The organism is Ornithinicoccus halotolerans, from assembly GCF_009602535.1.
Taxonomy (GTDB): domain Bacteria; phylum Actinomycetota; class Actinomycetes; order Actinomycetales; family Dermatophilaceae; genus Ornithinicoccus; species Ornithinicoccus halotolerans.
In genome coordinates, this window is the sequence record NZ_WIQI01000015.1 from 1 (window position 1) to 25496 (window position 25496).

Genomic DNA, 25496 nt, shown 5'->3' on the forward strand with positions numbered 1-25496 from the left:
GAGCTCGCCCTCCGGGTCCCCGGCGAGGGTCACCAGGTCGCTGGCCGCGAGCAGCTGCAGCACCGCCGGCACCGGCACCGGCATCGTGCCGTGGGCGGCGCGGACCGTGCCACCGCCGAGCCGGACCGGACCGCAGCACGCCTCCGGCCAGCCGAGGTCGTGCAGCGCAGCCGCTACCCCGACGACGTCGGCCACCGAGTCCCAGCCGCCGACCTCGTGGAAGTGCACCTCCTCCGGCGGCACTCCGTGGACGTGCCCCTCGGCTTCGGCGAGCCTCGCGAAGGCCGTCACCGCGGCCTCCCGGACCGCATCGGGCAGGTCGGCGCCCTCGATCAGCCCACGCAGCCCCGCCCAGGACCGGTGGGGCACCGGCGAACCGGCGCCGTCCGTGACCGGCTGCACGCGCAGCCGCAGCGCGCGCATCCCGGCCCGGCGGGTCGGCTCCGTGGTGAGCCGCACCTCCCCGGGCAGGACCGCCTCGACCGCGCGGTCCACCGCGGCCGGGTCGGCGCCCAGGTCCAGCAGCGCGGCCAGCAGCATGTCCCCGGCCACCCCGGCGGACACGTCCAGCCAGAGCAGTCCGCGGCCGGACCCGGCGCCGGGAGCTGGGTCGGCTGCCGGCACGTCACTCCGCCCCGAGGTAGGCCTGCACGACGCGGTCGTCGGCCAGCAGCTCGGTGGCCGGCCCCTCGTGGGCGATCTCGCCGGTGGCCAGCACGTAGCCGTAGTCGGCGGCCTCCAGGGCGCGGCGGGCGTTCTGCTCCACCAGCAGCACGGTGGTGCCGGAGGCGCGGACCTGGGCGATGACGGCGAACACCTCGTCGACGACGCGCGGCGCCAGCCCCATCGAGGGCTCGTCCAGCAGCATCAGCGTGGGCTCGGCGACCAGCGCCCGTCCGATGGCGAGCATCTGCTGCTCACCGCCGGACAGCGACCCCGCCGGGAGACCGCGGCGCTCGGCCAGCACCGGGAACCGCTCGTAGACCTCCGTGATGCGGCGGCCGCTGGAGCGCCAGGCGCCCAGCTGCAGGTTCTCCTCGATGGTGAGCGTCGCCAGCACCTGCCGCCCCTCCGGGACCTGGACGACGCCCCGCCCGACCATGGTGTGCGCCGGCGTGCGGGTGACGTCGGCACCGCGGAAGGCGATGCGCCCCGCGCGTGGCCGGACGATGCCGGTGATCGCGTTGATCACCGAGCTCTTGCCGGCGCCGTTGGCGCCCACCAGCGTGACCAGCCCACCCTCGGGCACCTCGAGGGAGATCCCGCGCACCGCCTCGACCCGCCCGTAGGACACGGTCAGGTCCTGCACCGACAGCAGACTGGTCACGGCTGCTCCCCTTCCGCGGTCGGGCCCTCGGGCCGGGCGGCCGCGGCGGGTCCGGGAAGGTCAGGCCCCTCCCCCGCGGACCCGCCCAGGTAGGCGGCGACCACGGCCGGGTCCTTCACGACCTCCTGCGGGCCGCCGGCGGCGATCACCTCGCCGAAGTTGAGCACGACGATCCGGTGGCAGGTACGCAGCACCATCCCCACGTTGTGCTCGATGAGCAGGATGGTGAGGCCGCCGGCGGCCAGGGACCCGATGAGCTCCGACAGCCCCGTCGCCTCGACATGGTTCATGCCGGCGGCCGGCTCGTCGAGGATCAGCAGCGAGGGGTCGGCGGCCAGCGCGCGGGCGATCTCCAGCCGTCGCTGGTCGCCGTAGGACAACGCCGCTGCCGGCACGCTCGCGCGCTCGCCCAGGCCGACCCGTGCGAGGCAGCGCGCGGCGTGCTGCAGCGCCTGCTGCTCGTCCCGCCGGGCCGACGGCAGCCACAGCAGCCGCCGCAGGAACGTCGGGCGGCTCACCAGGTGGCTGCCCACCAGCACGTTGTCCAGCGCGGACAGCCGCGGGAACAGCTTGGAGTGCTGGAAGGTGCGGCTCACCCCCGCGGCGGCGACCCGGTGGACCGGGGTCCGGCCGGGCTCGACCCCGAGCACCCGGACCGTGCCGGACGTCGCGGGGACCAGCCCGCTGATCAGGTTCACCAGCGTGGTCTTGCCGGCGCCATTAGGCCCGATGAGCCCGACCACCTCGCCGCTGCGCAGGGTCAGGTCGACGTCCCGCACCGCGTGCACGCCGCCGTAGTCCTTGCCCAGTCCGCTGACCTCGACGACGGGCTCGCCGGCGGCCGGGTGGGTGCGGGTCGAGAGCCGCTCGTGCTCGCTGCCCAGGTCGCCGCCGGTCGCCGGCGGCGCGGTGCGGCGGACCGGGATCAGGCTGGCGAGCCCGCCGGGGAGGAACAGGATGACCAGCAGCAGCAGCAGGCCGGACAGGAACGGCCGGACCCATCCCGCGTCCACACCGATCTCCCGCTGGATCTCCGGGACCATGGTGAGGAAGCCGCTCCCGAGCAGCGGGCCGATGAAGAGCGTCGAGCCGCCCACGACCGCGGTGACCAGGCCGTCGATGGCAGCCACGAAGTCGAAGTCCTCCGGGGCGACCAATCGCATGTAGTAGGCCCACAGCACCCCGTAGGCGCCGGCGATCGCGCCGGCCGCGACGAACGCTGACAGCCGGTGCCGACCCACGTCGACGCCCATCGCCCGGGCAGCCAGCTCGTCCTCGCGGATGGCCGCGAGCGCGCGCCCGTACCGCGAGGGGCCCTGCCGCCAGAACCAGTAGCCGACGAGCAGCAGCGCGAGCCATGCGATCGCCGGGGTGACCACCTTCGTCACCGAGGTGCCCTGCGCCCCGCCGGTCCACTCGGCGTTGACGAGCAGGATGCGCACCGCCTCGGCGAACGCCAGCGTCGCGATCGCCAGGAACACCCCTCGCAGGCGGATCGTCGGCAGCCCCAGCACGACCGCACTCACGGCACCGACGACCACCCCGATCAGCAGGCCGATGAGGAGCGCGGGCAGCTCGCCGACGTCGGCCGGGGAGGGACCGACCGCGACGGAGGTGAAGGCGGCCAGGGCGGCGAACCCCGCCTGGCCCAGGCTCAGCTGCCCGGCGACGAGGACCGCGTAGAACGAGTAGGCGAAGATCCCGCCGAGGGCGATGAAGACCAGCGTGCTCTCGCCGAACATCAGACCTCCCGCACGCGTCGGGCGCCGAACAGTCCCTGCGGGCGCACCAGCAGCACGAGGAACAGCAGCCCGAAGGCCACCAGGTCGCGCCAGCTGGAGCCGACGTACTGCACCGCGAACACCTCCGCGAGCCCGAGCGCGAGGCCGCCGACCAGCGCCCCGGGCAGCGAGCCCATGCCGCCGACGATGATCACCGCCAGGCCCTTGAGCTCGATCGCTGCCCCCATCCCCAGCTGGGCGCTGTTCACGTTCATCGCGAACAGCGCACCGGCGACCGCGCCGAGGGCGGACGACAGCGCGAACGTCGTCGCGGTGACCCGGTCGACGTTGATCCCCAGCACCCGGGCCGCGGTCGGGTTCTCCGCCACCGCCCGCATCGCCCGGCCCAGCCGCGTCCGGGCGACCAGCCAGGTGAGCGCCACCATCAGCAGCACCGAGATCACCAGGATGGCTGCCTGCAGCAGCGTGACCTGCGCGCCCAGCAGCTGGAACCGCGTATCCGGGAACGACTCGGCGGGGAAGCGGCGGGTGTCGGCGTGGTAGCGCCACTGCAGGAGGGCGATCAGCATCCCGCCGAGCGCGATCGAGCTGATGAGCCCGGCGAAGTGGGCGTCCGGGCGGCCCTTGAGCGGCCGGAACGCCACCCGCTCGATCACCAGGCCCAGCAGCGCCCCGACGACGAACACCGCCGGCAGCGCCAGCCAGATGGACAGCCCGGCCACGGTCACCAGCTCGATCCCGACGAACGCGGCGGCCGCGAACACCGCCGGGTGCGCCAGGTTCAGCCGGTCCAGGATCCCGAAGACGAGCGTGAACCCGATGGCGAACAGCGCGTAGATGGAGCCGATGGACAGCCCGTTGACCAGCTGCTGCATCGGCTCAGTCCAGCACCGTGAACTGACCGTCCTCGACCACCTGGACGACCGCCTCGTGCTCGGCGTCCCGGTTCTCGTTGATCGACAGCGTCCCCAGCACCGTCTCCACCTCCGAGACGTTGCCCAGCTCTGTCTGGATGGCGTCCCGCTCGCCGGAGCACCCCGCGCGCACCGCGTGGTCGATGACCGTCATCCCGGCGTAGGCCTGCGCGGCGAACTGGTCGGGCTGGCTGCCGTACTCCTCCTCGTAGGCGCTGAGGAAGTCGGCGTTGGCCGGGTTGTCGGAGGCCGAGTTCCACGCCGCACCGACGACGACGCCCTCGGCGGCCTCCCCGGCGTCGGCCATCAGCTGCGGGTTGTTGAACCCGTTGCCGCCGATGATGGGCACCTCGATGCCCAGCTCGCGGGCCTGGGTCACCAGCGGGATCGCCGCCTCGATGAGGGCGGACACCACGATGGCGTCCGGCTCGGCGTTGCGCGCCTCGGTCAGCAGGGCCCGGAAGTCGGTGTCGGAGGTGGAGAAGGTGAGGGTGTCCAGGACCTCCACGCCCTCCTCCTCGAGGGACTGGGCGAACACCTCGTAGCCGGACTCGGTGAAGGCGTCGTCGTTGCTGTACATGACGACGACCTGCTCCAGCCCGTAGGCCTCGGTGGCCTGCTGCACGGTCTGCGGGATGACCTGCTGCTCGGTGAGGGAGACCCGGAAGACGTAGTCGCCCTGCTCGGTGATGCCGCTGGCGGTGTTGGAGATGCCCAGCACCGGCACCCCGGCCTCCTGGGCGATCGGCTGGGCCTGGAAGGCGGTGTTGGACAGCGTCGGGCCGATGATGATGCTGGCACCGTCCTCGACGAACTGCTCGAAGACGGTGATCCCCTGCCGCGGGTCGGTCCCGTCGTCCTCGATGGTGAGGTCGTAGCTGACCCCTTCGTTCTCGGACAGGTGACCGGCGGCCAGCTCCAGCCCGCGCTGCTGCGACTCGCCGTAGCTCGCCGCTCCACCGGTCAGCGACAGCGCCGCACCGATCGGGACCGGGTCCTCGATGACGCAGTCCTCGCCCGTGCCCTCACCGACCAGCGATCCCCCCGACTCGGCCGAGGAGTCCCCGTCGGACCCGCAGGCGGAGAGGAGGAGGGCGGCGGCGCTGCCGGCGGCCAGGGCGGTCAGGGAACGGTTCATGGCTCCTCCAGGAGACGGTGGGGCGGCGTCAGGGCCGCGTGGTCGGGGGTCAGCTGGTCCACGGAGGTGACCCCGAGCAGTCGCATCGTACGCGTGACCTGGTCCTGCAGGATGGCCAGGGCCCGTGCCACGCCGGCCTCCCCACCGGCCATCAGCCCGTAGAGGTAGGCCCGCCCCACCATCACCGCGTCCGCCCCGTTGGCCACGGCCGCCACGATGTCGGCGCCGTCCAGCACGCCGGTGTCGAGCAGGACGCTCGCCCGGTCGCCCACGGCCGCGGCGACCCGCGGCAGCGCGTGCAGCGGAGTGGCGGCCCGGTCCAGCTGACGGCCACCGTGGTTGGACACGACGACCCCGTCGGCGCCGGCCGCCACCGCCTCCCGGGCGTCCTCCGGGCGCAGCACCCCCTTGACCACGATCGGCCCGTCCCACTGCTCCCGCAGCCACGCCAGGTCCGCCAGCGTCAGCGAGGGGTCGAACATCCGGTCCACGAGGTCGGCGACAGTGCCGCCGCTGTCGCGGAGCGAGGCGAACTCCAGCGGCGCGGTGGTGAGCAGGTTGGCCCACCAGTGCGGGCGACGGGCCATGTCGGCGAGGGTGCGGGCCCGCAGCGCCGGGGGGACCGACATCCCGTTGCGCACGTCTCGCAGCCGCCGTCCGGCCACCGCGGTGTCGACGGTGAGGACCAGGGTCTCGTAGCCGCTGGCGGCGGCCCGCTGGACCAGCTCCCTCGAGGCGGCACGGTCCTGCCACAGGTACAGCTGGAACCACCGGGTGGCCTCCGGCGCGGCGGCCGCCAGGTCCTCGACCGCGACCGTGCCCATGGTCGACAGCGTGTAGGGCACCCCTGCCCGCTGCGCGGCGCGCACCACCGCCCGCTCGCCCTCGTGGTGCAGCATCCGGGTGAAGCCGGTCGGGGCCAGCACCAGCGGCAGCGCGCAGCGCGCGCCCAGCAGCGCGGTCGAGGGGTCGACCTCGCGCACGTCGCGCAGCACCCGGGGCCACAGCTGGACCTCGCGGAACGCCTGCCGGGCCCGGGCCAGGCTCACCTCCGCCTCGGCGCCCCCGTCGACGTAGTCGAAGACCGAGCGCGGCACCCGCCGCCGGGCCAGTGCCCGGAGGTCCAGCATGGTCTGCGCGCGGCCGAGGGACCGGGCCCGCCGTTGCCGCAGCGCGGGCGCCTCCACCTGCAGCAGCGGACGCAGCTCCGCCCAGCGCGGCAGGCGCCTCTCGGTCATCGTCAGGTCCCTCTGCGCGTCAGGGGCCGGCACTGGCCGACCCGGCGGTCAACGGGGACCAACGTAACCCGGGACCGCACCGGCTGGGCAGGGGCGGGCCCGGGCGCGTCGAGGCCGCTACCCCGAGTCCTGGAGCAGCCCGTCGACGGCTGCGAGCGGCTCGACGAGCGCGAACGGGACCGTCAGCACCCCCGGGCCCAGCCGGACGTGGTAGCGGGTGCGGCCGCGGCGCACGATGGTGCCGGTCGTGCCCAGGTAGCGGCCCGGGGCCACGACCCGGACCTGGTCCCCGGGTCGGAGCTGGTCGCTGTGGGGGTGAGCCTTGCCCTCGACCAGCCTGGCCCACTCGGCCCGGAAGTTGGGGTGCATCGGCACCTCCCGGCCGTGGTGCCGCCAGCGCATCGCCCGCTCCCGGGCCGGCCCCGGGCAGCGGCCGCACAGCAGCACCCGGGTCGGGCGACGGTGCCGGGTCAGCTGGTGTCCGGCCGGGCAGGTCCCCACCCAGGGCCCGGGCAGGGTGGGGGCGCTGTCGGGCAGGCAGCGCTGCGGCGAGGCCCCGATCCGCAGCGCGGCGGCCTGCCACACCCGGTCGTGGCCGTGACGGGGGCCGACCATGGCGTGGGCGATCTCGTGCAGCACCGTGTCCCGCACCGTGCTGCTGGAGTGCAGCCGCGTCAGCGGCGCGCTGAGGGTGATCTCCCTGGTCGCGAAGCGGGTGGCACCGGCGCGGGTGCGGGCCCGGTCCAGCCCGACCGTCCACCCCCGCAGGCCGTGCTCGCGCACCAGCTCCTCGGCCATCGCCAGCGCCGTCGACAGCTCCACCGTGCCTCCTCGAGCCGCATCCCGTCCGTCCCGGATGCACTCTAGGTGGCCAGGCCGCCACCGCGAGGGCCTCGTCCACAGCCGGCCGCGCCGTGGCGGTGGTCGGCTGGCCGGCGTCAGAGCAGGACGGTGGTGAAGGTACCTGTGCGCCGGAACCCGACCCGCTGGTAGGTGGCCAGCGCGGGGGCGTTGAAGTCGTTGACGTAGAGGGTCACCGTCGGGGCCACGTGCCGCAACGCGTGCTGCACGACCGCAGCCATCGCCGGGGCCGCCAGCCGCTGGCCGCGCAGCTCCGGGTGGACCCACACCCCCTGCACCTGCGCGACACCGAGGGCGACCGAGCCCAGGTCGGCCTTGAAGATGACCTCCCCGCCCTCGGTCCGGACCAGGGTGCGGCCCTGCTGGACCAGGTGGGCCACGCCCCGCCGGTACGAGGCCCCCGACCCGTGGTAGGGCGGGTAGCCGATCTCCTCGGTGAACATGGCGGCGGCGGCCGGCAGCACCAGGTCCACCTCCTCGGGTGTCGCCGGGCGCACCCGCGGGTCGGGCTCGACCGGGCCGGGCTCCCGCGTCGTCAGCACCGGCTGGCTGGCCCGCACCTCCCGGGCCTCCCCCCAGCTGGGGCGCAGCCGCTCCCACATCGCCAGGACCGGCTCGGCGGGCCCGAACAGCGAGGACGTCCAGCGGCGCCGGTCGGCGACCCGGTCGGCGAACGCGGCCGCGGCCGCGGGGTCGCACTCGACCGGCACGACGTTCGCCGAGGCCCAGCACAGCGCCGTCCGGTCGCCGTCGTGGTAGTCCAGCAGCGCCGCTCCGCCGCGACCGAAGCCGCCCTCGAGGATCCGCGCCGCCACGAAGACGTTCGAGACCGGGTCCTGGGCGCAGACCTCCAGGGCGCGTGTGCGGTCACCGGCCCGAAGGGTCCGCACCGGCGAGGATGCCTGCAGCATTCCTCCAGCGTGCCGCACCGTCGGCGGGGTGTCGACCAGAGGGTCCGCCGACCGGGCGCGGTCGGTGCCCCTCCTTGCACCGGGGTAGCGTGCGGGACAGGATCGAGGAACCGCCGGCAGGCGGCACCCGCCCCCCGGCCGAGGAGGACCGCCGTGCAGCCACGACCGCTCACCAGGGACAGCCGCGAGGAGGCGCTGGAGGCCCTGGCCGCCAGCTCCGAGGAGGGCGGCACCCCCTTCGACGTGCTGGTGGTCGGGGGCGGGGTGACCGGTGCGGGCGTGGCGCTGGACGCCGCGACCCGGGGCCTTTCCACGGTCGTGGTCGAGGCCCAGGACTGGGCGGCGGGCACCTCGTCCCGCTCGACCAAGCTGGTCCACGGCGGGCTGCGCTACCTGCAGATGCTGGACTTCAAGCTGGTGCACGAGGCGCTCACCGAGCGGGGGCTGCTGCTGCGCCGGATCGCACCGCACCTGGTCAAGCCGATGTCGTTCCTGATCCCGCTGGAGCACCGGGTGTGGCAGCGGGCCTACTACGGCGCCGGCGTGACGCTCTACGACGTGCTGGCGAACGTGATGCCGGGACGGCGGGCGCTGCCGATCCACCAGCACGCCACCCGCCGCGGGCTGCGGCGGCAGTTCCCCGACCTGCGGCACGAGACCGCGATCGGGGCGGTGAAGTACTGGGACGCCACCGTGGACGACGCCCGGCTGGTGACGATGCTCGTGCGCACCGCGGTCACCTACGGCGCCCGCGCGGCCAGCCGTACCCAGGTCGTCGAGCTCACCAAGGACGACAGCGGGCGCGTCAACGGCGCGGTGCTGCAGGACCTGGAGACCGGGCGCCGGGTGACCGCGCGGGCCCACCGCGTCATCAACGCCACCGGCGTGTGGACCGAGGACGTCGAGCACCTCGCCGACACCAGTGGCGGGCTGCGGGTGCTGGCGTCCAAGGGCATCCACCTGGTGGTCCCCCGGGAGCGCATCAAGGGCAGCAGCGGGCTGCTGCTGCAGACCGAGAAGTCGGTGCTGTTCTTCATCCCGTGGTCGCGGTACTGGATCATCGGGACCACCGACACCCCCTGGACGCTCGACCCCCAGCACCCGGTCCCGACCGCCCGGGACGTCGACTACGTGCTGGAGCACGCCAACAACGTGCTCACCACGCGGCTGACCCGCGAGGACGTCATCGGCTCGTGGGCGGGGCTGCGGCCGCTGCTGCAGCCAGGCACCAAGGAGGGCACCAGCTCGGCGAAGGTCAGCCGGGAGCACACCGTGGCCAGTCCCGTCCCCGGGCTGACGGTGATCGCCGGCGGCAAGCTGACGACCTACCGGGTGATGGCCAAGGACGCCGTCGACTTCGCCCTCGGCGACGCGGCCGCCGAGACCCCGAGCATCACCGACGAGATCCCGCTCGTGGGCGCGGTCGGCGAGGAGGCGGTGCGCCGGATGGCCCGGCCCTGGCAGCGCCGCTACGGCTGGAGCGGCCAGATGGTCGACCACCTGCTGCACCGGTACGGCTCGCTGCTCACCGAGCTGGTCGAGATGATGGAGGAGGACCCCTCGCTGGCCCGTCCGCTTGAGCACGCGCCGGCCTATCTGCGCGCCGAGATCGCCTACGCCTGCAGCCATGAGGGGGTCGTGCACCTCGAGGACATCCTGTACCACCGCACCCGGCTCAACTACGAGGTGCCCGACCGCGGCGTGCACGCGCTGCCCGAGATCGCGGAGATCGCCGCCGCCCGGCTGCGGTGGGACCAGGAGCGCACCGAGCGGGAGCTGGCCTCCTACCGGGCGCAGGCCGCGGCCGAGGAGGAGGCCGCCCGGCAGCCTGACGACCCGAGCGCCGAGCGGGTGCGGCAGGCGGTGCCCGACCTGGCACCGATGCTGCGGCTGTCACCCCCGGGCTGAGGAGCGGCACGCCGGGGGGGTTGCGCTCCGGGCGGCGGCATGGGTGGATACTGCCGGGATCTGCCCGCCGGGCCGGTCCTGCTCAATGACGAGAAAGGACTGTCATGGCAACGGTGTTTCTCTCCGAGGTCATGGGCACCGCCATGCTCCTCCTGCTCGGCTGCGGGGTCGTCGCCAACGCCATCCTGCCCAAGACCAAGGGGTTCGGCGGCGGCTGGCTGCTGATCAACTTCGGGTGGGGGCTCGGCGTCTTCGCGGGTGTCTTCGTGGCCGTGCAGTCCGGTGCCCACATCAACCCGGCCGTCACGTTCGGCATCTGGGCCTCCGGCGCCGAGGAGTTCGCCTCCGGCATCCCCGTCACCTTCGGCAACTTCGTCACCTACCTGGTGGCCGAGCTGCTCGGCGCCTTCATCGGTGCCGTGCTCGCGTGGATGGCCTACAAGCAGCACTTCGACCAGGAGGCCGAGCCGGCCGTGAAGCTCGGCGTCTTCTCGACGGGCCCGGAGATCCGCGGCTACGGCTGGAACCTCGTCACCGAGGTGATCGGCACGTTCGTGCTCATGTTCGTCATCCTCTGGTTCGCCGGGACCCCTCAGGAGCTCGGGCCGCTGGCGGTCGCGCTGCTGGTGGTCGGGATCGGCGCCAGCCTGGGGGGGCCGACGGGCTATGCCATCAACCCGGCCCGCGACCTGGGGCCGCGGATCGCGCACGCGCTGCTACCCATCCCCGGCAAGGGCCCCAGCGACTGGGGCTACTCCTGGGTGCCGGTAGTGGGCCCCATCGCCGGCGGCGTCCTCGCCGGCCTGCTCTACCAGGCGGTCGGCATCTGACCGCCGGTCGACCGACGACACGGCGACGCACACGCACGACGAGGTGAAGGAGCGACGACATGGCTGACTACGTACTCGCGATCGACCAGGGAACGACGAGCACCCGGGCCATCGTGTTCACGCGCGAGGGCGAGATCCACTCGGTGGGGCAGAAGGAGCACGCGCAGATCCTCCCCCGGGCGGGCTGGGTCGAGCACGACCCGGCCGAGATCTGGGTCAACACCCGGGAGGTGGTCGGCCTGGCGCTGACCCGCGGCAACATCACCCACGAGCACCTCGCCGCCGTCGGGATCACCAACCAGCGCGAGACCACGGTGGTGTGGGACAAGAACACCGGCGAGGCGGTCTACAACGCCATCGTCTGGCAGGACACCCGCACCGACCGGATCGTCGCCGAGCTCGGAGGCGACGCGGGTGCCGAGCGGTACAAGGACGTCTGCGGGCTGCCGCTGGCGACCTACTTCTCCGGCCCGAAGATCAAGTGGATCCTCGACAACGTCGACGGCGCCCGGGAGCGGGCGGAGGCCGGCGACCTGCTGTTCGGCAACACCGACTCCTGGCTGGTCTGGAACATGACCGGCGGTCCGCAGGGCGGGGTGCACATCACCGACGTGACGAACGCCTCGCGCACCATGCTGATGGACCTCAGGGCCCTCTCCTGGGACGAGGGCATCGCCGCTGACATGGGCATCCCCACGTCGATGCTGCCGGAGATCAGGTCCTGCTCGGAGGTGTACGGCGAGGGCCGCCGTGGCGGGATGGTGCCGGGCGTGCCGATCGCCGGGATCCTGGGTGACCAGCAGGCGGCCACGTTCGGGCAGGCCTGCTTCGAGAAGGGGATGTCGAAGAACACCTACGGCACCGGCAACTTCATGCTGCTTAACACCGGGACCGACATCGTCCCGAGCGAGAACGGCCTGCTGACCACGGTCTGCTACAAGATCGGCGAGCAGGACACCGTGTACGCGCTCGAGGGCGCCATCGCGGTCACCGGGTCGCTCGTGCAGTGGCTGCGCGACAACCTCGGCCTGATCTCGGAGGCCCCGCAGGTGGAGGACCTGGCCAAGAAGGTCGACGACAACGGCGGCTGCTACATCGTGCCGGCGTTCTCCGGCCTGTTCGCGCCCTACTGGAAGGACGACGCCCGCGGCGCCATCGTCGGGCTCACCCGGTTCGTGAACAAGCACCACATCGCCCGTGCCTCGCTGGAGGCGACCGCCTACCAGACGAGGGAGGTGCTGGACGCCATGAACGCCGACTCCGGCGTCGACCTGGCCGAGCTGCGGGTCGACGGGGGCATGGTGGTCAACGAGACCCTCATGCAGTTCCAGGCCGACATCCTGGGCGTGGACGTGGTGCGGCCGGAGGTTGCCGAGACCACGGCGCTCGGCGCGGCCTACGCCGCCGGCATCGCGGTCGGCTTCTGGCAGGGAGAGTCGGACGTGGTCGCCAACTGGTCGGAGGGCAGGCGCTGGAGCCCGCAGCTGCCCGAGCAGGAGCGCGAGCGGCTCTACCGCAACTGGAAGAAGGCGGTCACCCGGACCTTCGACTGGGTGGACGAGGACACCGAGATCGCCGAGGAGCGGGTGGCCGAGGCGGCCGGCGAGCAGACCTGACCCCCGGCTGCGCCGCCGCTGCGCCCGGTCCCGCCGCGGGGGCCGGGCGCAGCGCTCAGAACCACTGCGGCGCGTCGGGGTCCGGTTCCAGCAGCTGGGGACGCTGCAGGTCGGTGTTGTCCAGGATCCAGGTCGGCGGGTGCAGCCGGGCCTGCTGCAGGTAGCGGCGCTGACCGGCCACGTAGCGGGCGTTGGCCGGGTGGTCGGGGTCCTCGTCGCCCGGGACCCTGCGGTGCGGGAACCGGGCGTTGCCCCGCGGGGTCGCCACCTCCAGCGGCACCAGGACCAGCAGCGAGGCGTCCCACTCGTCGACCAGCTCCGGTCGGCGCAGGAAGACCCCCTCCACCAGCAGCACCGCGTCCTCGGACGGCTCGACGGGATCCGGGTGCACGGCCGCGTCGGTGGCCACGTCGTGCACCGCGGGGCGCACCTCCCGACCGGCTCGGAACGGCCGGGTCACGCACCGGCGGAACGCCTCGTAGTCGTAGGAGTCCTCGTAGCAGGTCTCCGCCGACCGTCCCCGCGCGTAGCGCTCGCGACGGGGACGGTGGAACCCGTCCATCGACACCGCGTGCAGCTCCCGCCCGGCCACGTGCGGCGCCAGCGCCAGCAGCTCGCCCACGAGGTGGGTCTTGCCGGCGCCGTCGACGCCGTCCACGGCGACGACCGCCCGCTCACCGGGGCGCACCGACATCAGCAGCGCCAGCAGGTCCACCAGGACCAGCTGGCGGGTCGGCAGGAAGCCAGGCAGGGTCATCTGACCTCGACGCAGCCGGTGGCGGCCGGTGTCAGCCGACCGTGACGGTCGGGGACCCGCTGGTCTGGCCGCCGTCGCCGACCGGCTCACCCATCTCCTCGGCGATGCGCATCGCCTCCTCGATGAGCGTCTCCACGATCTGGGACTCGGGGACGGTCTTGATGACCTCGCCCTTGACGAAAATCTGGCCCTTGCCGTTGCCGGAGGCCACCCCCAGGTCCGCCTCGCGCGCCTCGCCGGGGCCGTTGACGACACACCCCATGACCGCCACGCGCAGCGGCACCTCCATCCCCTCCAGACCGGCGGTGACCTCGTCGGCCAGGGTGTAGACGTCCACCTGGGCGCGGCCGCAGGAGGGGCAGGAGACGATCTCCAGCTTGCGCGGCTTGAGGTTCAGGCTCTGCAGGATCTGGTTGCCGACCTTGACCTCCTCCACCGGCGGCGCCGACAGCGAGACCCGTATCGTGTCGCCGATGCCGTCAGCCAGCAGCGTCCCGAAGGCCACCGAGGACTTGATGGTCCCCTGGAAGGCCGGGCCGGCCTCGGTGACGCCCAGGTGCAGCGGCCAGTCGCCCCGCTCGGAGAGCATCCGGTAGGCCTGCACCATCACGACCGGGTCGTTGTGCTTGACCGAGATCTTGAAGTCGTGGAAGTCGTGCTCCTCGAACAGCGAGGCCTCCCAGACCGCCGACTCCACGAGCGCCTCGGCGGTCGGCTTGCCGTACTTCTGCAGCAGCCGCTTGTCGAGGGACCCGGCGTTGACGCCGATCCGCAGCGAGACCCCGGCGTCCTTGGCGGCCCGGGCGATCTCGCCGACCCGGTCGTCGAACTTCTTGATGTTGCCCGGGTTGACCCGCACGCCGGCGCAGCCGGCGTCGATCGCGGCGAAGACGTACTTGGGCTGGAAGTGGATGTCGGCAATGACCGGGATCTGCGACTTCCGGGCGATCGCCGGCAGCGCGTCCGCGTCGTCCTGCGTCGGGCAGGCCACGCGCACGATGTCGCAGCCGGTGGCGGTGAGCTCGGCGATCTGTTGCAGGGTCGCGTTGACGTCGGTGGTCGGCGTGGTCGTCATGGACTGCACCGAGACCGGTGCGTCGCCGCCGACCTGGACCTTCCCGACGTTGATGGTGCGGGTGCGGCGCCGCGGCGCCAGCACGGGCGGGGGCGCGGCGGGCATGCCGAGTGCGACGGGGGTGCCAGCAGTCATGGTCTCCAGTATCCCTCAGCCGCCGAGCCGGATCGGGTTGACCAGGTCGGCGTAGACGAGCAGGACGGTCATGGCGATCAGCCCGATCGCCACCGAGTAGGCCAGCGGCAGCGCCTTGGCGATGTCTACCGGCCCGGGGTCGGGCCGGCCACGCAGCCGGGCCCACCCCTTCTTGGTGCCCTCCCACAGCGCGCCGGCGACGTGGCCGCCGTCCAGCGGCAGCAGCGGGATCAGGTTGAACACGAACAACGCGATGTTGAGGGAGGCGATCAGGCTGAGCAGCAGCACGAACCGTGCCGCCGGGCTCTCGGTGAGCGCGCCCAGGTCGCCGGAGGACACCTCCCCGGCCACCCTGCCGACGCCCACCACGGACATCGGGCCCTCCGCGTCGCGCTCCTCGCCGGAGAAGGCGGCCTCGTAGATGCCCACCATCTTCTGCGGCAGCTGCAGGAAGATCCGGCCGGTGTCGGCCAGCGCCGTCCCGACGAACGCGGGGGCGGCCGACAGCGGCTGCTGGACGTACTCCAGGGTGCCGCTCGCCCCGAGGAAGGAGACCTCCCCCATCACCGGCTCCCCGGCGGCGTCGAGGACGTACTGGCCCTGCCCGTCGATCAGCGGACGCTCCCGGGTCACCAGGTCAGCCACGAGGCTGACCCGCTGGCCGTCCCGCTCGACGACGATCTCGGCCTCCTCCCCGGCGGTCTGGATCGCCCGCGCCGTCTCCGTCCACCCGGTCACGGCGGTGCCGTCGACGCTGACGATGCGGTCGCCGGCCTGCAGGCCCGCCTCCCGGGCCGGAGAGGGCGGCTGCCCCTCGCAGTCGGTGGCAGCCACGTCGGTCGGAGCGCACTGGGAGACGGCCGAGACGGTGGAGGTGTAGCTGGGCAGCCCGAACACGGTGATGATCCCGGTCAGCAGCACGACCGCGATGAGCAGGTTCATGACCGGCCCGCCCATCATGATGACGACCCGCTTCCAGACCGGCAGCTTGTAGAACACCCGGTCCTCGTCGCCGGGTCCGATCTCCTGCAGCGACTCGGCCCGGACCTGCTCGGTCATCTGCGACAGCCGGCCGGTCGAGGAGGCGCGCAGCCGCCCCTCGTCTCCCGGCCGCGGCGGGAACATCCCGATCATCCGGACGTAACCGCCGAGCGGGATCGCCTTGAGGCCGTACTCGGTCTCGCCGCGCCGCCGTGACCACAGCGTGGGCCCGAAGCCGACCATGTACTGGGTGCACTTCACCCCGAACCGCTTGGCCGGGGCCAGGTGGCCCAGCTCGTGGAGGGCGATCGAGACGGCGACGCCGATGGCCATCACCAGCACCCCGAGCAGGTAGCTCACGTCGCCTCCTCCACGATCGTCCGGGCGCGCCGCCGCGCCCACCGGTCGGCGGCCATCACCTGCTCAACCGACGAGGCCGACGTATCGTTCCCGGCGGCGTGCTCGGCCACGACCCGCTCGACCGAGTCGACGATGTCCAGGAAGCCGACCCGGCCGTCGTGGAAGGCGTCGACCAGCACCTCGTTGGCGGCGTTGTAGACGGCCGGGTGGGTGCCTCCGGCCGCGCCGACCTGCCGGGCCAGCCGCACCGCCGGGAAGGCGTCGTCGTCCAGCGGCGCGAACTCCCAGCTGCTGGCCCGCGACCAGTCGCACGGCTGGTCCACGCCAGCCAGCCGCTCCGGCCAGGACAGCCCGAGCGCGATCGGGACCAGCATCCGCGGCGGGCCAGCCTGCGCCAGCGTCGACCCGTCGTGGAACTCCACCATCGAGTGGATCATCTGCTGCGGGTGCACCACCACGTCGATGCGCTCCAGCGGCAGCCCGAACAGCAGGTGTGCCTCGATCACCTCCAGCCCCTTGTTGACCAGGGTGGCCGAGTTGGTGGTGATGACGCGCCCCATCGCGAAGTTGGGGTGCTGCAGCGCCTCGGCCGGGGTCACGCCGGCGAGCTGGTCGCGGCCGCGGCCGCGGAACGGCCCGCCGCTGGCGGTGAGCACCAGCCGCCGCACCTCGTCCGCGCGGCCGCCGCGCAGGCACTGCGCGATCGCGCTGTGCTCGGAGTCCACGGGGACGACCTGCCCGGGACCGGCCGCCCCGGTGACCAGCTCTCCGCCGACGATGAGGGACTCCTTGTTCGCCAGCGCCAGCGTGCTGCCGGCCCGCAGCGCCGCGAGCGTGGGCAGCAGGCCGATGCTGCCGGTGATGCCGTTGAGCACGACATCGGCCCCGCCGCCGGCGACCTCCTCGGCCGCCCGCTCACCGACCAGCACCTCGGGCCGGTAGCGGCCGCGCTCGACCTCGGGGACCCGCGCCAGCACGGCGTCGCGTACCGCGCCGGGCTCGCCACGGGCGACCGCGACCCGCTCCGGCCGGACCTGGGCGACCTGCTCGGCCAGCAGGGCGAGGTCGCTGCCGCCGGCGGCGAGCGCCTGGACCCGGAACCGGCCCGGGTGGGCGGCCATGACCTGCAGCGCCTGGGTCCCGATCGAGCCGGTGGACCCCAGGACGGCCACGGTGCGCGGGCTGTTGCTCACCCGCCCATTGTCGCTGCCGCGCGCGGCCGGCATCACCACAGGCCGGTGACCCCGAGCAGCGTGATCGTCGCCAGCGCCAGGCAGACCGTCCCGCCGACGCGGCGCACCAGGGACAGCCGGAGCCGCTCCAGCAGCACTCGGCCGGACAGGGCCCCCAGCCCGGAGACCGTCAGCAGCGCCAGCACCGCACCCAGCCCGACCGAGAACGGGTCGTCGTAGCGGGCGGCGAGGGAGGCGGTCAGCAGCTGGGACAGGTCGCCCCACTCGGCGAGGAACAGCACCGAGAAGCAGGTCGCGACCGCGCCCAGCCCGGTCGCGCCGACCCGGCCCTTGTGGGAGAACTCCTCCTCGGCCTCGTGTTCCTCCTCGTCCGCGCGCGAGGCGGTGCGCCACAGGTAGACCCCGCCGGCCAGGAAGAGCGCGGCCGCCGCGAGCTCGACCGGGGTGCGCGGCAGCGACGCCAGCAGCCCGCCCAGGGTGACCGCGATCGCGGTCTGCACCACGAACGCCAGCCCCACGCCGAGCCAGACCAGCAGTGGCCGGTAACGGGTGGCCAGCACGAGGGTGGCCACGAACGTCTTGTCCGGGAGCTCGACGGGGAAGATCGCCGCGAAGACGACCGCGGCGGTCACCAGGTTCAAACTCACTGGGCCCATTGTGCCGACCGGCCGACGACGGTCCGTACCCGGGGCGCGGGCCCGGTGCCGCGCCCGCGGCCGCTACCGGCGCAGCAGGCCGGACAGCTGCTCGAGCACCGCCGGGTCCTCGATGGTGCTCGGCACAGCCGGCCGCTCCCCCTCGGCCAGCTGGCGCATGGTGCGGCGCAGGATCTTGCCGGAGCGGGTCTTGGGCAGCGCCTCGACGACGTCGACCCGCCGCAGCGCCGCCACCGGTCCCACCTCGGCCCGGACCCGCTCCACCAGCTCGCCCCGGATCCGCTCCAGCTCGGCCTCGTCCGGGTCCACGCCTGCCTTGAGCACCACCAGCGCGCGCGGCACCTGCCCCTTGAGCTCGTCGCTGACGCCGATGACGGCGCACTCGGCGACGTCCGGGTGCCCGGCGAGCGCCTCCTCCAGCGACCCGGCCGAGAGCCGGTGCCCGGCCACGTTGAGCACGTCGTCGGTGCGTCCCATGACGTAGACGTAGCCGTCCTCGTCCAGGTAGCCGCCGTCGCCGGAGAGGTAGTAGCCGGGGTAGGCCGACAGGTAGGACTCGACGAACCGGTCGTCGTCGTGCCAGAGCGTGGGCAGCGTGCCCGGCGGCAGCGGCAGCCGCAGGCAGATCGCGCCCTCGGTCCCGGGCGGGACGGCCTGGCCCTGCTCGTCCAGCACCTGCAGGTCGTAGCCGGGCGCCGGGAGGGTCGGTGAGCCGGGCTTGATCGGCAGCAGCTCCACGCCCACCGGGTTGGTCGCCACCGGCCAGCCGGTCTCGGTCTGCCACCAGTTGTCGACCACGGGGACGCCGAGGGCGTCGGTGGCCCACTGCCAGGTGTCGGGGTCCAGCCGCTCCCCCGCCAGGAAGAGCGCGCGCAGCCGCGACAGGTCGTGCCCGGCGACCAGGGCGCCGCGGGGGTCCTGCCGCTTGATGGCCCGGATCGCGGTCGGGGCCGTGAACAGCCCCACCGCGCCGTGCTCGGCCGCGACCCGCCACAGCGCCCCGGCGTCCGGGGTGCCGACCGGCTTGCCCTCGTAGAGCACCGTCGTGGCGCCGGTCAGCAGCGGGGCGTAGACGATGTAGGAGTGCCCGACGACCCACCCGACGTCGGAGGCGCAGAACCAGGCCTCACCGGGCCGCACCCCGTAGAGCTGCTCCATCGACCACCGCATCGCGACGGCGTAGCCGCCGCTGTCGCGCACGATGCCCTTCGGCCGCCCGGTGGTGCCGGAGGTGTAGAGCACGTACAGCGGGTCGCTGGCGTGCACCGGCACGCACCCGGCCGGCTGCGCCGCGTCGGGATGCATGACGCGGTCCCAGTCCAGGTCGCGCTCCCCCAGCTCGCACGGCTGCTGCTCCCGCTGCAGGATCACGCAGTGGTCCGGCTGGTGCCCGGAGCGGCGCAGCGCCTCGTCCAGCATCGGCTTGTACGGCACCACCCGGGTGGGCTCGACGCCGCAGGAGGCCGAGACCACCACCGTCGGGCGGGCGTCCTCGATCCGGGCGGCCAGCTCGGCGGGGGCGAAGCCGCCGAACACCACCGAGTGGATCGCGCCGAGCCGGGCGCAGCCGAGCATCGCGATGACCGCCTCGGGCACCATCGGCAGGTAGAGGACGACCCGGTCGCCGGTGCCGACGCCCAGGTCGCGCAGCACTCCCGCGAACCGCGCGACCAGGTCCAGCAGCTCGGCGTAGGTGTACCGGCGCTGGGTGCCGGTGACGGGACTGTCGTAAACCAGCGCGACCTGGTCGGCCCGGCCCCGGATGACGTGGCGGTCCAGCGCGTTGTAGCACACGTTGAGGCGCCCGTCGGGGAACCACCGGTAGAACGGCGGGGAGCTGTCGTCAAGGACCTGCCGCGGCCGCCGGATCCAGTCGATCCCCTGGGCCGCCTCCGCCCAGAACGCCGTCGGGTCCTCCCGGCTGGCCCGCAGCAGCTGGGCGTAGCTGCCGGTGCCTCCGGCGGGTGCCGGGCCGCCACCACCGGGACCTGCTGGGTGGGTCATGGCCCCATGGTGGCGGCCGGGGACGGTCTGCGCCACTGTCCCCGCCCGGTCGCGGCTATCGTCGCGCCATGACTGCCGCCCAGCAGCCGGCGCCGGGCACCGGCGAGGTCCGCTACGAGCACCCCGCGCCCGAGCCGGGCAGCGGGCGGCGACGCGAGATCGAGGACCAGGCGGCGCTGGTGGCGCTGCTGGACTCCGCCGCCTCGCTCGCCGGGCTGCGGTTCCAGGGGCTGGACCTCACCGGCCACGAGGCGGCGCTACTGGCACGGCAGGACGTGCGGGGGCTGGTGGTGCTCGGCGGGCGGCTGACGCCCGCGCTGGATGAGCACCTGCGCTCCCACGGCGCCATCATCTTCCCGACCGACCCGGGGGCGCCGGTGCTCCCGTACCGCGGCACGCTGTACACGCCCGAGGAGCTGTACGACGGCCTCGCCGAGGGGTACGAGCACACGCCGGACGCGCGGGCCTACGCCTGGTCCCGGGACGCCACCGTCGCCCACGACGCCTACGTCTCGGCGCTGCGGGCGATCCACGACGACGCCATGGCGGACGCGCTGGTGGACGTGGTCGCCGGGCGGCGGGTGGCCGGCGTGATGGGCGGACACGCGGTGCGGCGCGGGAGCGCGGAGTTCGCCCTTGCCGCCGAGCTCGGCCACCGGCTGGCCCGCGAGGGCGTCCTGGTGGCCACCGGCGGCGGCCCCGGCGCGATGGAGGCGGCCAACCTGGGCGCGTGGGCGCAGGACGGCACGGCGCTGGCCGGGGCGCTGGAGCGGCTGGCAGCGGTGCCCCACTTCGCCCCTCGGATCGGCCCGTGGGCCGAGGTGGCGCTGCGGGTGCGGGAGCAGGGCGCCCGGGACGGCCGGCCGCGCAGCCTCGGGATTCCCACCTGGCACTACGGCCACGAGCCGCCGAACGTGTTCGCGGACCTGGTGGCCAAGTTCTTCTCCAACGCGCTCCGGGAGGACCTGCTGCTGCACCACAGCGGCGCCGGGCTGGTGGTGCTGCCCGGCGCGGCCGGCACCGTGCAGGAGGTGTTCCAGATGGCGACCCGGCTCTACTACGAGGTCGACGGCCGGGTGCCGCCGCTGGTCCTGGTCGGCCCGGAGCACTGGACGGGGCAGCTCCCGGTGTGGCCGCTGCTGCAGGCGCTGGGCCGCGGCCGGGCGATGGCCGAGGCGGTGCACCTGGTGCAGACCCCGGCCGAGGCCGCGGCGATCGTGCTGGCCGGGTGAGCCGCGCCCGACCGGAGCCGGCGGTCCCTCACCCGGTCTGTGCGGCCAGCTGGCCGCAGGCGCCGTCGATCTCTGAGCCGCGGGTGTCGCGCACGGTCGTCGGGATGCCGTGGGCGAGCAGCCGCTCCACGAACTGCTGCTCCACGCCGGGCCGGGAGGCGGTCCACTTCGACCCCGGCGTCGGGTTCAGCGGGATCGGGTTGACGTGCACCCAGCCGCGACCGCGGGCGTTGAGCTTCTCTCCCAGCAGGTCCGCCCGCCAGGCCTGGTCGTTGATGTCGCGGATGAGGGCGTACTCGATGGAGACCCGCCGCCCGGTGGTCTCGAAGTAGCGGTGGGCGGCGTCGAGGGCCTCGTCGACCTGCCAGCGGGTGTTGATCGGCACCAGCTCGTCGCGGAGCTCGTCGTCGGGGGCGTGCAGCGACAGCGCGAGCGTGACGGGGACGCCCTCGCCGGCCAGCTTGTCGATGGCCGGCACCAGCCCGACGGTGGACATGGTGACGCCGCGGGCCGACATCCCCAGCCCCTCCGGCGCGGGGTCGACCAGCCGACGGATCGCGGCGACGGAGGCGCGGTAGTTGGCCAGCGCCTCCCCCATGCCCATGAAGACCACGTTGCTGACGCGCAGCGCCTGCTCGGTGCTCTCGATGTGGTCCCCGCCGGCGAGGTCGCCGTGCCGCAGCGCGCGGGCAGCCGAGACCACCTGCTCGACGATCTCGGCGGTGGACAGGTTGCGGGTCAGTCCCTGCTGGCCGGTGGCGCAGAACGGGCAGTTCATGCCGCACCCGGCCTGGCTCGAGATGCACATGGTGACCCGCCCGGGGTAGCGCATCAGCACCGACTCCACCATCGCGCCGTCGTGCAGCCGGTGCACCGCCTTCAGGGTGGCGCCGTCGTCCGCGCTGAGCGTGTGCACCGGCGTCAGCAGGGTCGGGAGGACGGTGCCGACCAGCTCCTCCCGACCCCGGGCCGGCAGGTCGGTCATCGCGGTCGGGTCGGTGACCAGCCGCTCCAGGTAGTGGCGGGACAGCTGGTCGGCGCGGAACGGCCGCTCCCCCAGCTCGGCCAGCCACGCGCGCCGGTCGGCCAGCCCCGAGTCCACCAGGTGCCGGGGCGGCTTGCCGCGGCGGGGGGCGCGGAAGGTCAACGCCCCCGGGGCGGGTCGGTCGGTGCTCGGAGCGGGCAGTGGCGTCGTCACCGCACCAGTGTGACAGCCGGCGCCGCCCGCGCCGCTCCCGCGCGGGAGGCCGCCGCGGCCGCGGCGGCCGCTACGCCGGGACCAGCCAGCTCAGCAGCGCCCAGCTGACGGGAACGGCCACCAGCAGCGAGTCCAGCCGGTCCATCACCCCACCGTGCCCGGGCAGCAGCGAGCCCATGTCCTTGATGCCCAGGTCCCGCTTCAGCGTCGACTCCGCCAGGTCGCCGACGGTCGCGGCGGCGGCGACCGCCAGCCCGAGCAGCGCCCCGGCCCACCAGCGGCCGTCCAGCAGCAGCACGACCGACAGCGTGCCGGCGACGGCACAGGTGACCACGGAGCCGGCCAGCCCCTCCCAGGACTTCTTGGGGCTGATGGATGGCGCCAGCGGGTGCCGGCCGACGAGCACGCCCACGGCGTAGCCGCCCACGTCGCTGGCCACCGTGGTGATGAGGAAGACCAGCACCCGCTGCGGGCCGTCCTCCGGCAGCAGCATGAGGGAGGAGAGGGCAGCCAGCAGCGGGACGTAGCTGAGCACGAACACGCCCCCGGCGATGTCGGTGATCGCCCCCGCCAGTCCGTCCAGGGCCCGCCAGAGCAGCACCGCCAGCACGCACAGCCCGTACCCGACCGCCAGTCCCTGCGGGCCGGCCAGGTAGGCGACCGGCACCAGCGCGAGCGCGCCCATCATCGTCGGGACGGTCGGCGGGACGATCCGCCCGGCGCGCAGCGCCCCCAGCAGCTCCCAGCCGCCCAGGCAGGCCGCCAGCGTGGCGATCACCACGAACGCGGGCTTCCACAGCAGCAGGGCCGCGACCAGGACGATGCCCAGCCCGACCCCGACCGCGATCGCGGCCCGCAGGTTCCGGCCGGCGCGCGAGGGCGCGGGCGAGCCGCTACCCCGTTGCGCGTGCTGGGCCTGCTGGGCGCGGTGCGCCCGCCGCGAGGAGGCCCCTGCCATCGTCACCACCCCTCGGCGCGGTCGGCCTCACACCTCCAGCAGCTCGGCTTCCTTGTGCTTGAGGACCTCGTCGATGGCGTCGACGTGCCGGCGGGTGAGCCCCTCGAGCTCCTTCTCCGCGCGGCTGCCCTCGTCCTCGCCGATGTCGCCGTCCTTGACCGCCTTGTCGATCTGGTCCTTGGTGTGGCGGCGCACGTTGCGCACCGACACCTTGGCCTCCTCGCCCTTGGCGCGGGCGAGCTTGATGTAGTCCTTGCGGCGCTCCTCGGTCAGCTGCGGGAGCACGATGCGGACCACGTTGCCGTCGTTGCTGGGGTTGACCCCCAGGTCCGAGTCGCGCAGCGCTTTCTCGACGGAGCTCATCGCGCCCTTGTCGTAGGGCTGGATCAGCACGGTGCGGGCGTCCTGGACCTGGAAGGAGGCCAGCTGCTGCAGCGGGGTCGGAGCGCCGTAGTAGTCGACCAGCAGCTTGCTGAACATGCTCGGGTGAGCCCGGCCGGTACGGATCGTGGCCATGTCCTCGCGGGCGACCTCGAGGGCCTTCTGCATTTTCTCCTCGGCCTCCAGCAGGGCCATCTCGGTCGTCTCGGACATCAGCGCGGACTCCTTCTCGTGTGCAGGTGGACGGCGAGGGCGGTGACCTACTCGGACGTCACCAGTGTCCCGATCCTCTCACCCCGGACCGCCCGCGCGATCGCCTCGTCACCGTCGATGCCGAAGACCAGCATCGGCAGGTCGTTCTCCATGCAGAGGCTGAAGGCGGCCGCGTCGACGACGCGCAGGTTGCTGGCCAGCGCGTCGCTGTAGGTCAGCGTCTCCAGCCGGACCGCGTCCGGGTCGGTGCGCGGGTCGGCCGTGTACACGCCGTCCACACCGTGCTTGCTCATCAGCACCGCGTCGCACTGGATCTCCAGCGCCCGCTGCGCCGAGACGGTGTCGGTGGAGAAGTACGGCATCCCCGCGCCGGCCCCGAAGATCACCACCCGGCCCTTCTCCAGGTGGCGCATCGCCCGGCGCGGGATGTAGGGCTCGGCCACCTGACCCATCGTGATCGCCGTCTGCACCCGGGTGTCGACGCCCTCCTTCTCGAGGAAGTCCTGCAGCGCCAGGCAGTTCATGACGGTGCCCAGCATGCCCATGTAGTCGGCGCGGGCCCGCTCCATGCCCCGCTGCTGCAGCTCGGCGCCGCGGAAGAAGTTGCCGCCGCCGACCACCACGGCGATCTGGACGCCCTCGCGCGCGGCCGTCGCGATCTGGTGGGCGATGCGACGGACCACGTCGGGGTCCAGCCCGACCCGGCCACCCCCGAATGCCTCCCCGGACAGCTTGAGCAGCACCCGCCGCGGCGAGTGCGAGGTCGGCGTCGGGGCGGTGGACAGGGTCGCGGCGCTCAACATGGTCTCCCGGCGGGTGGTCAGGGGCGGTCGCTCGATCCTGCCACACCCTGCCACACGATCGGCTCGGGCGGCAGGCCGTGACCGCCCCGGACGGCGCCACGGCGTACCTCGGTCCGGCGGGCGGTGCGGACCCAGACGCGGCAGGGCCGGGACCCCCAGCGGGGTCCCGGCCCTGCGGCGCGGCTCAGCGTGCGGACTGGCTCAGACGCCGACCTTGAACCGGACGAAGCCGGTGACCTTCGCGCCGGCCTCGTCGGCGACCTTGGCCACCGACTTCTTGGGGTCCTTCGCGAACGGCTGGTCCAGCAGCACGTTGTCCTTGAAGTAGGCGTTGACCCGGCCCTCGACGATCTTGGACATCGCCTGCTCGGGCTTGCCCTCCTCGCGCGCGGTCTGCTCGGCGATCCGGCGCTCGTTCTCGACGACCTCCGGGTCGATCTCCTCACGGGTCAGCACGGTCGGGCTGAAGGCCGCGACGTGCATCGCGATGTCGCGGGCGACCTGCTCGTCGCCACCGGCAGTAGCCACCAGCACACCGATCTGCGGGGGCAGGTCCGGGCTGGTGCGGTGCAGGTAGGACACGACGTTCTCGCCGTCGAGCCGGGCCACCCGCTTGACCTCGATCTTCTCGCCGATGGTGGCGTTGGCCTCATCGAGGACCGCCTGGACGGTCTGTCCGTCCATCTCGGAGGACAGCAGGGTCTCGGCGTCGGGTGCGCCGACGGCGACCGCCTGGGCGATGACCCGGTCGGCCAGCTCGCCGAACTTGTCACCCTTGGCGACGAAGTCGGTCTCGCAGTTGACCTCGACCATGGTGCCGGCGTCCCCGTCGACGTGGACCCGGACCAGGCCGTTGGAGGCCGAGCGGCCCTCCCGCTTGGTCACGCCCTTCAGGCCCTTGACCCGCAGGACCTCGGTGGCCTTGGCAGTGTCGCCCTCGGCCTCGTCCAGCGCCTTCTTGACGTCCATCATGCCGGCGCCCGTCTGCTCGCGGAGCGCCTTGATGTCAGCGGCGGTGTAGTTCGCCATGGGGGATGGTGACTCCTTCGTGGAAGTGGTAGGCGG

23 protein-coding genes are annotated in these 25496 nt (G+C 73.5%); 4 read left to right on the forward strand and 19 right to left on the reverse strand.

From position 1 onward, the window contains the following. From larC to GFJ45_RS05015, 8 genes are all read right to left on the reverse strand, one after another. The coding region (larC, locus tag GFJ45_RS04980; RefSeq protein WP_228386513.1) for a nickel pincer cofactor biosynthesis protein LarC at positions 1–624 on the reverse strand (624 nt) is incomplete at its 3' end. Position 625: 1 nt separating this feature from the next. Further along, on the reverse strand, positions 626–1327 hold the full coding sequence (locus tag GFJ45_RS04985) for an ABC transporter ATP-binding protein (RefSeq protein WP_228386515.1): 702 nt from the start codon (positions 1325–1327) through the stop codon (positions 626–628). Beyond that, positions 1324–3069, reverse strand: coding sequence for a branched-chain amino acid ABC transporter ATP-binding protein/permease (locus tag GFJ45_RS04990; RefSeq protein ID WP_153394792.1), 1746 nt, complete (start codon positions 3067–3069; stop codon positions 1324–1326). Before GFJ45_RS04990 ends, GFJ45_RS04985 begins: the two co-directional genes overlap by 4 nt. Further along, on the reverse strand, positions 3069–3944 hold the full coding sequence (locus GFJ45_RS04995) for a branched-chain amino acid ABC transporter permease (RefSeq protein ID WP_153394794.1): 876 nt from the start codon (positions 3942–3944) through the stop codon (positions 3069–3071). Before GFJ45_RS04995 ends, GFJ45_RS04990 begins: the two co-directional genes overlap by 1 nt. 4 nt (positions 3945–3948) lie before the next feature. Beyond that, a complete protein-coding gene (locus GFJ45_RS05000; RefSeq protein ID WP_153394796.1) occupies positions 3949–5121 on the reverse strand; it encodes an ABC transporter substrate-binding protein in 1173 nt (390 codons plus the stop codon). Beyond that, complete coding sequence (locus tag GFJ45_RS05005) at positions 5118–6359, reverse strand: alpha-hydroxy acid oxidase (protein ID WP_153394798.1); 1242 nt, start codon at positions 6357–6359, stop codon at positions 5118–5120. Before GFJ45_RS05005 ends, GFJ45_RS05000 begins: the two co-directional genes overlap by 4 nt. Before the next feature lie 117 nt (positions 6360–6476). Then, the gene (locus GFJ45_RS05010) at positions 6477–7181 is read right to left on the reverse strand and encodes a SprT-like domain-containing protein (protein WP_153394800.1); all 705 of its coding nucleotides are present in this window, start codon (positions 7179–7181) and stop codon (positions 6477–6479) included. Between the two features lie 116 nt (positions 7182–7297). Further along, positions 7298–8131: a GNAT family N-acetyltransferase gene (locus GFJ45_RS05015; protein ID WP_153394802.1), complete on the reverse strand. Its 834-nt coding sequence runs from the start codon at positions 8129–8131 to the stop codon at positions 7298–7300. Positions 8132–8284: 153 nt separating this feature from the next. On the opposite strand from GFJ45_RS05015, the gene GFJ45_RS05020 reads away from it, so the two are divergent. From GFJ45_RS05020 to glpK, 3 genes are all read left to right on the forward strand, one after another. After that, on the forward strand, positions 8285–10039 hold the full coding sequence (locus tag GFJ45_RS05020) for a glycerol-3-phosphate dehydrogenase/oxidase (protein ID WP_153394804.1): 1755 nt from the start codon (positions 8285–8287) through the stop codon (positions 10037–10039). Between the two features lie 104 nt (positions 10040–10143). After that, on the forward strand, positions 10144–10869 hold the full coding sequence (locus GFJ45_RS05025) for an MIP/aquaporin family protein (protein ID WP_153394806.1): 726 nt from the start codon (positions 10144–10146) through the stop codon (positions 10867–10869). Positions 10870–10928: 59 nt separating this feature from the next. Beyond that, complete coding sequence (glpK, locus tag GFJ45_RS05030) at positions 10929–12485, forward strand: glycerol kinase GlpK (protein ID WP_153394808.1); 1557 nt, start codon at positions 10929–10931, stop codon at positions 12483–12485. Between the two features lie 55 nt (positions 12486–12540). On the opposite strand, the gene GFJ45_RS05035 is transcribed toward glpK, so the two are convergent. From GFJ45_RS05035 to GFJ45_RS05060, 6 genes are all read right to left on the reverse strand, one after another. Further along, positions 12541–13242 carry a nucleoside/nucleotide kinase family protein gene (locus tag GFJ45_RS05035; RefSeq protein ID WP_153394811.1) on the reverse strand — a complete coding sequence of 234 codons (702 nt, stop codon included), beginning with the start codon at positions 13240–13242 and terminating at the stop codon, positions 12541–12543. 31 nt (positions 13243–13273) lie between these two features. After that, the gene (ispG, locus tag GFJ45_RS05040) at positions 13274–14452 is read right to left on the reverse strand and encodes a flavodoxin-dependent (E)-4-hydroxy-3-methylbut-2-enyl-diphosphate synthase (RefSeq protein WP_153394813.1); all 1179 of its coding nucleotides are present in this window, start codon (positions 14450–14452) and stop codon (positions 13274–13276) included. Positions 14453–14467: 15 nt separating this feature from the next. After that, positions 14468–15793 carry a M50 family metallopeptidase gene (locus GFJ45_RS05045; RefSeq protein WP_228386517.1) on the reverse strand — a complete coding sequence of 442 codons (1326 nt, stop codon included), beginning with the start codon at positions 15791–15793 and terminating at the stop codon, positions 14468–14470. Further along, the gene (gene dxr / locus GFJ45_RS05050; RefSeq protein ID WP_153394815.1) at positions 15790–17019 is read right to left on the reverse strand and encodes a 1-deoxy-D-xylulose-5-phosphate reductoisomerase; all 1230 of its coding nucleotides are present in this window, start codon (positions 17017–17019) and stop codon (positions 15790–15792) included. Before dxr ends, GFJ45_RS05045 begins: the two co-directional genes overlap by 4 nt. Continuing rightward, complete coding sequence (locus GFJ45_RS05055) at positions 17019–17642, reverse strand: TMEM165/GDT1 family protein (RefSeq protein WP_153394817.1); 624 nt, start codon at positions 17640–17642, stop codon at positions 17019–17021. The genes dxr and GFJ45_RS05055 overlap by 1 nt, the downstream gene beginning before the upstream one ends. A 63-nt stretch (positions 17643–17705) precedes the next feature. After that, positions 17706–19646 (reverse strand): propionyl-CoA synthetase, encoded by a 1941-nt coding sequence (locus GFJ45_RS05060; protein WP_153394819.1) that lies wholly within the window; start codon positions 19644–19646, stop codon positions 17706–17708. Positions 19647–19714: 68 nt separating this feature from the next. Here GFJ45_RS05060 and GFJ45_RS05065 point away from each other — a divergent pair, with 68 nt between their 5' ends. Continuing rightward, the gene (locus GFJ45_RS05065) at positions 19715–20878 is read left to right on the forward strand and encodes an LOG family protein (protein ID WP_153394821.1); all 1164 of its coding nucleotides are present in this window, start codon (positions 19715–19717) and stop codon (positions 20876–20878) included. 28 nt (positions 20879–20906) lie between these two features. Here the strand turns inward: GFJ45_RS05065 and rlmN are convergent, their stop codons facing one another. The 5 genes from rlmN to tsf form a co-directional block, all read right to left on the reverse strand. Beyond that, positions 20907–22076: a 23S rRNA (adenine(2503)-C(2))-methyltransferase RlmN gene (rlmN, locus tag GFJ45_RS05070; protein WP_153394824.1), complete on the reverse strand. Its 1170-nt coding sequence runs from the start codon at positions 22074–22076 to the stop codon at positions 20907–20909. A gap of 70 nt (positions 22077–22146) precedes the next feature. Beyond that, positions 22147–23034, reverse strand: coding sequence for a phosphatidate cytidylyltransferase (locus GFJ45_RS05075; RefSeq protein ID WP_153394826.1), 888 nt, complete (start codon positions 23032–23034; stop codon positions 22147–22149). A 27-nt stretch (positions 23035–23061) separates the two neighbouring features. Beyond that, positions 23062–23628, reverse strand: coding sequence for a ribosome recycling factor (frr, locus tag GFJ45_RS05080; protein WP_153394828.1), 567 nt, complete (start codon positions 23626–23628; stop codon positions 23062–23064). A gap of 47 nt (positions 23629–23675) precedes the next feature. Next, the gene (pyrH, locus tag GFJ45_RS05085; RefSeq protein WP_153394830.1) at positions 23676–24431 is read right to left on the reverse strand and encodes a UMP kinase; all 756 of its coding nucleotides are present in this window, start codon (positions 24429–24431) and stop codon (positions 23676–23678) included. Between the two features lie 201 nt (positions 24432–24632). Next, positions 24633–25460, reverse strand: coding sequence for a translation elongation factor Ts (gene tsf / locus GFJ45_RS05090; protein ID WP_153394832.1), 828 nt, complete (start codon positions 25458–25460; stop codon positions 24633–24635). Positions 25461–25496: the final 36 nt, after the last annotated feature.

Excerpts from the sequence above, each read along its gene's own strand:
- GFJ45_RS04990 (WP_153394792.1), bottom strand. The coding sequence starts at position 3,069 with ATGTTCGGCGAGAGCACGCTGGTCTTCATCGCCCTCGGCGGGATCTTC.
- GFJ45_RS04995 (WP_153394794.1), bottom strand. The coding sequence starts at position 3,944 with ATGCAGCAGCTGGTCAACGGGCTGTCCATCGGCTCCATCTACGCGCTG.
- GFJ45_RS05000 (WP_153394796.1), bottom strand. The coding sequence starts at position 5,121 with ATGAACCGTTCCCTGACCGCCCTGGCCGCCGGCAGCGCCGCCGCCCTC.
- GFJ45_RS05005 (WP_153394798.1), bottom strand. The coding sequence starts at position 6,359 with ATGACCGAGAGGCGCCTGCCGCGCTGGGCGGAGCTGCGTCCGCTGCTG.
- GFJ45_RS05015 (WP_153394802.1), bottom strand. The coding sequence starts at position 8,131 with ATGCTGCAGGCATCCTCGCCGGTGCGGACCCTTCGGGCCGGTGACCGC.
- GFJ45_RS05025 (WP_153394806.1), top strand. The coding sequence starts at position 10,144 with ATGGCAACGGTGTTTCTCTCCGAGGTCATGGGCACCGCCATGCTCCTC.
- glpK (WP_153394808.1), top strand. The coding sequence starts at position 10,929 with ATGGCTGACTACGTACTCGCGATCGACCAGGGAACGACGAGCACCCGG.
- GFJ45_RS05035 (WP_153394811.1), bottom strand. The coding sequence starts at position 13,242 with ATGACCCTGCCTGGCTTCCTGCCGACCCGCCAGCTGGTCCTGGTGGAC.
- ispG (WP_153394813.1), bottom strand. The coding sequence starts at position 14,452 with ATGACTGCTGGCACCCCCGTCGCACTCGGCATGCCCGCCGCGCCCCCG.
- dxr (WP_153394815.1), bottom strand. The coding sequence starts at position 17,019 with ATGCCGGCCGCGCGCGGCAGCGACAATGGGCGGGTGAGCAACAGCCCG.
- GFJ45_RS05055 (WP_153394817.1), bottom strand. The coding sequence starts at position 17,642 with ATGGGCCCAGTGAGTTTGAACCTGGTGACCGCCGCGGTCGTCTTCGCG.
- GFJ45_RS05060 (WP_153394819.1), bottom strand. The coding sequence starts at position 19,646 with ATGACCCACCCAGCAGGTCCCGGTGGTGGCGGCCCGGCACCCGCCGGA.
- GFJ45_RS05065 (WP_153394821.1), top strand. The coding sequence starts at position 19,715 with ATGACTGCCGCCCAGCAGCCGGCGCCGGGCACCGGCGAGGTCCGCTAC.
- GFJ45_RS05075 (WP_153394826.1), bottom strand. The coding sequence starts at position 23,034 with ATGGCAGGGGCCTCCTCGCGGCGGGCGCACCGCGCCCAGCAGGCCCAG.
- frr (WP_153394828.1), bottom strand. The coding sequence starts at position 23,628 with ATGTCCGAGACGACCGAGATGGCCCTGCTGGAGGCCGAGGAGAAAATG.
- pyrH (WP_153394830.1), bottom strand. The coding sequence starts at position 24,431 with ATGTTGAGCGCCGCGACCCTGTCCACCGCCCCGACGCCGACCTCGCAC.
- tsf (WP_153394832.1), bottom strand. The coding sequence starts at position 25,460 with ATGGCGAACTACACCGCCGCTGACATCAAGGCGCTCCGCGAGCAGACG.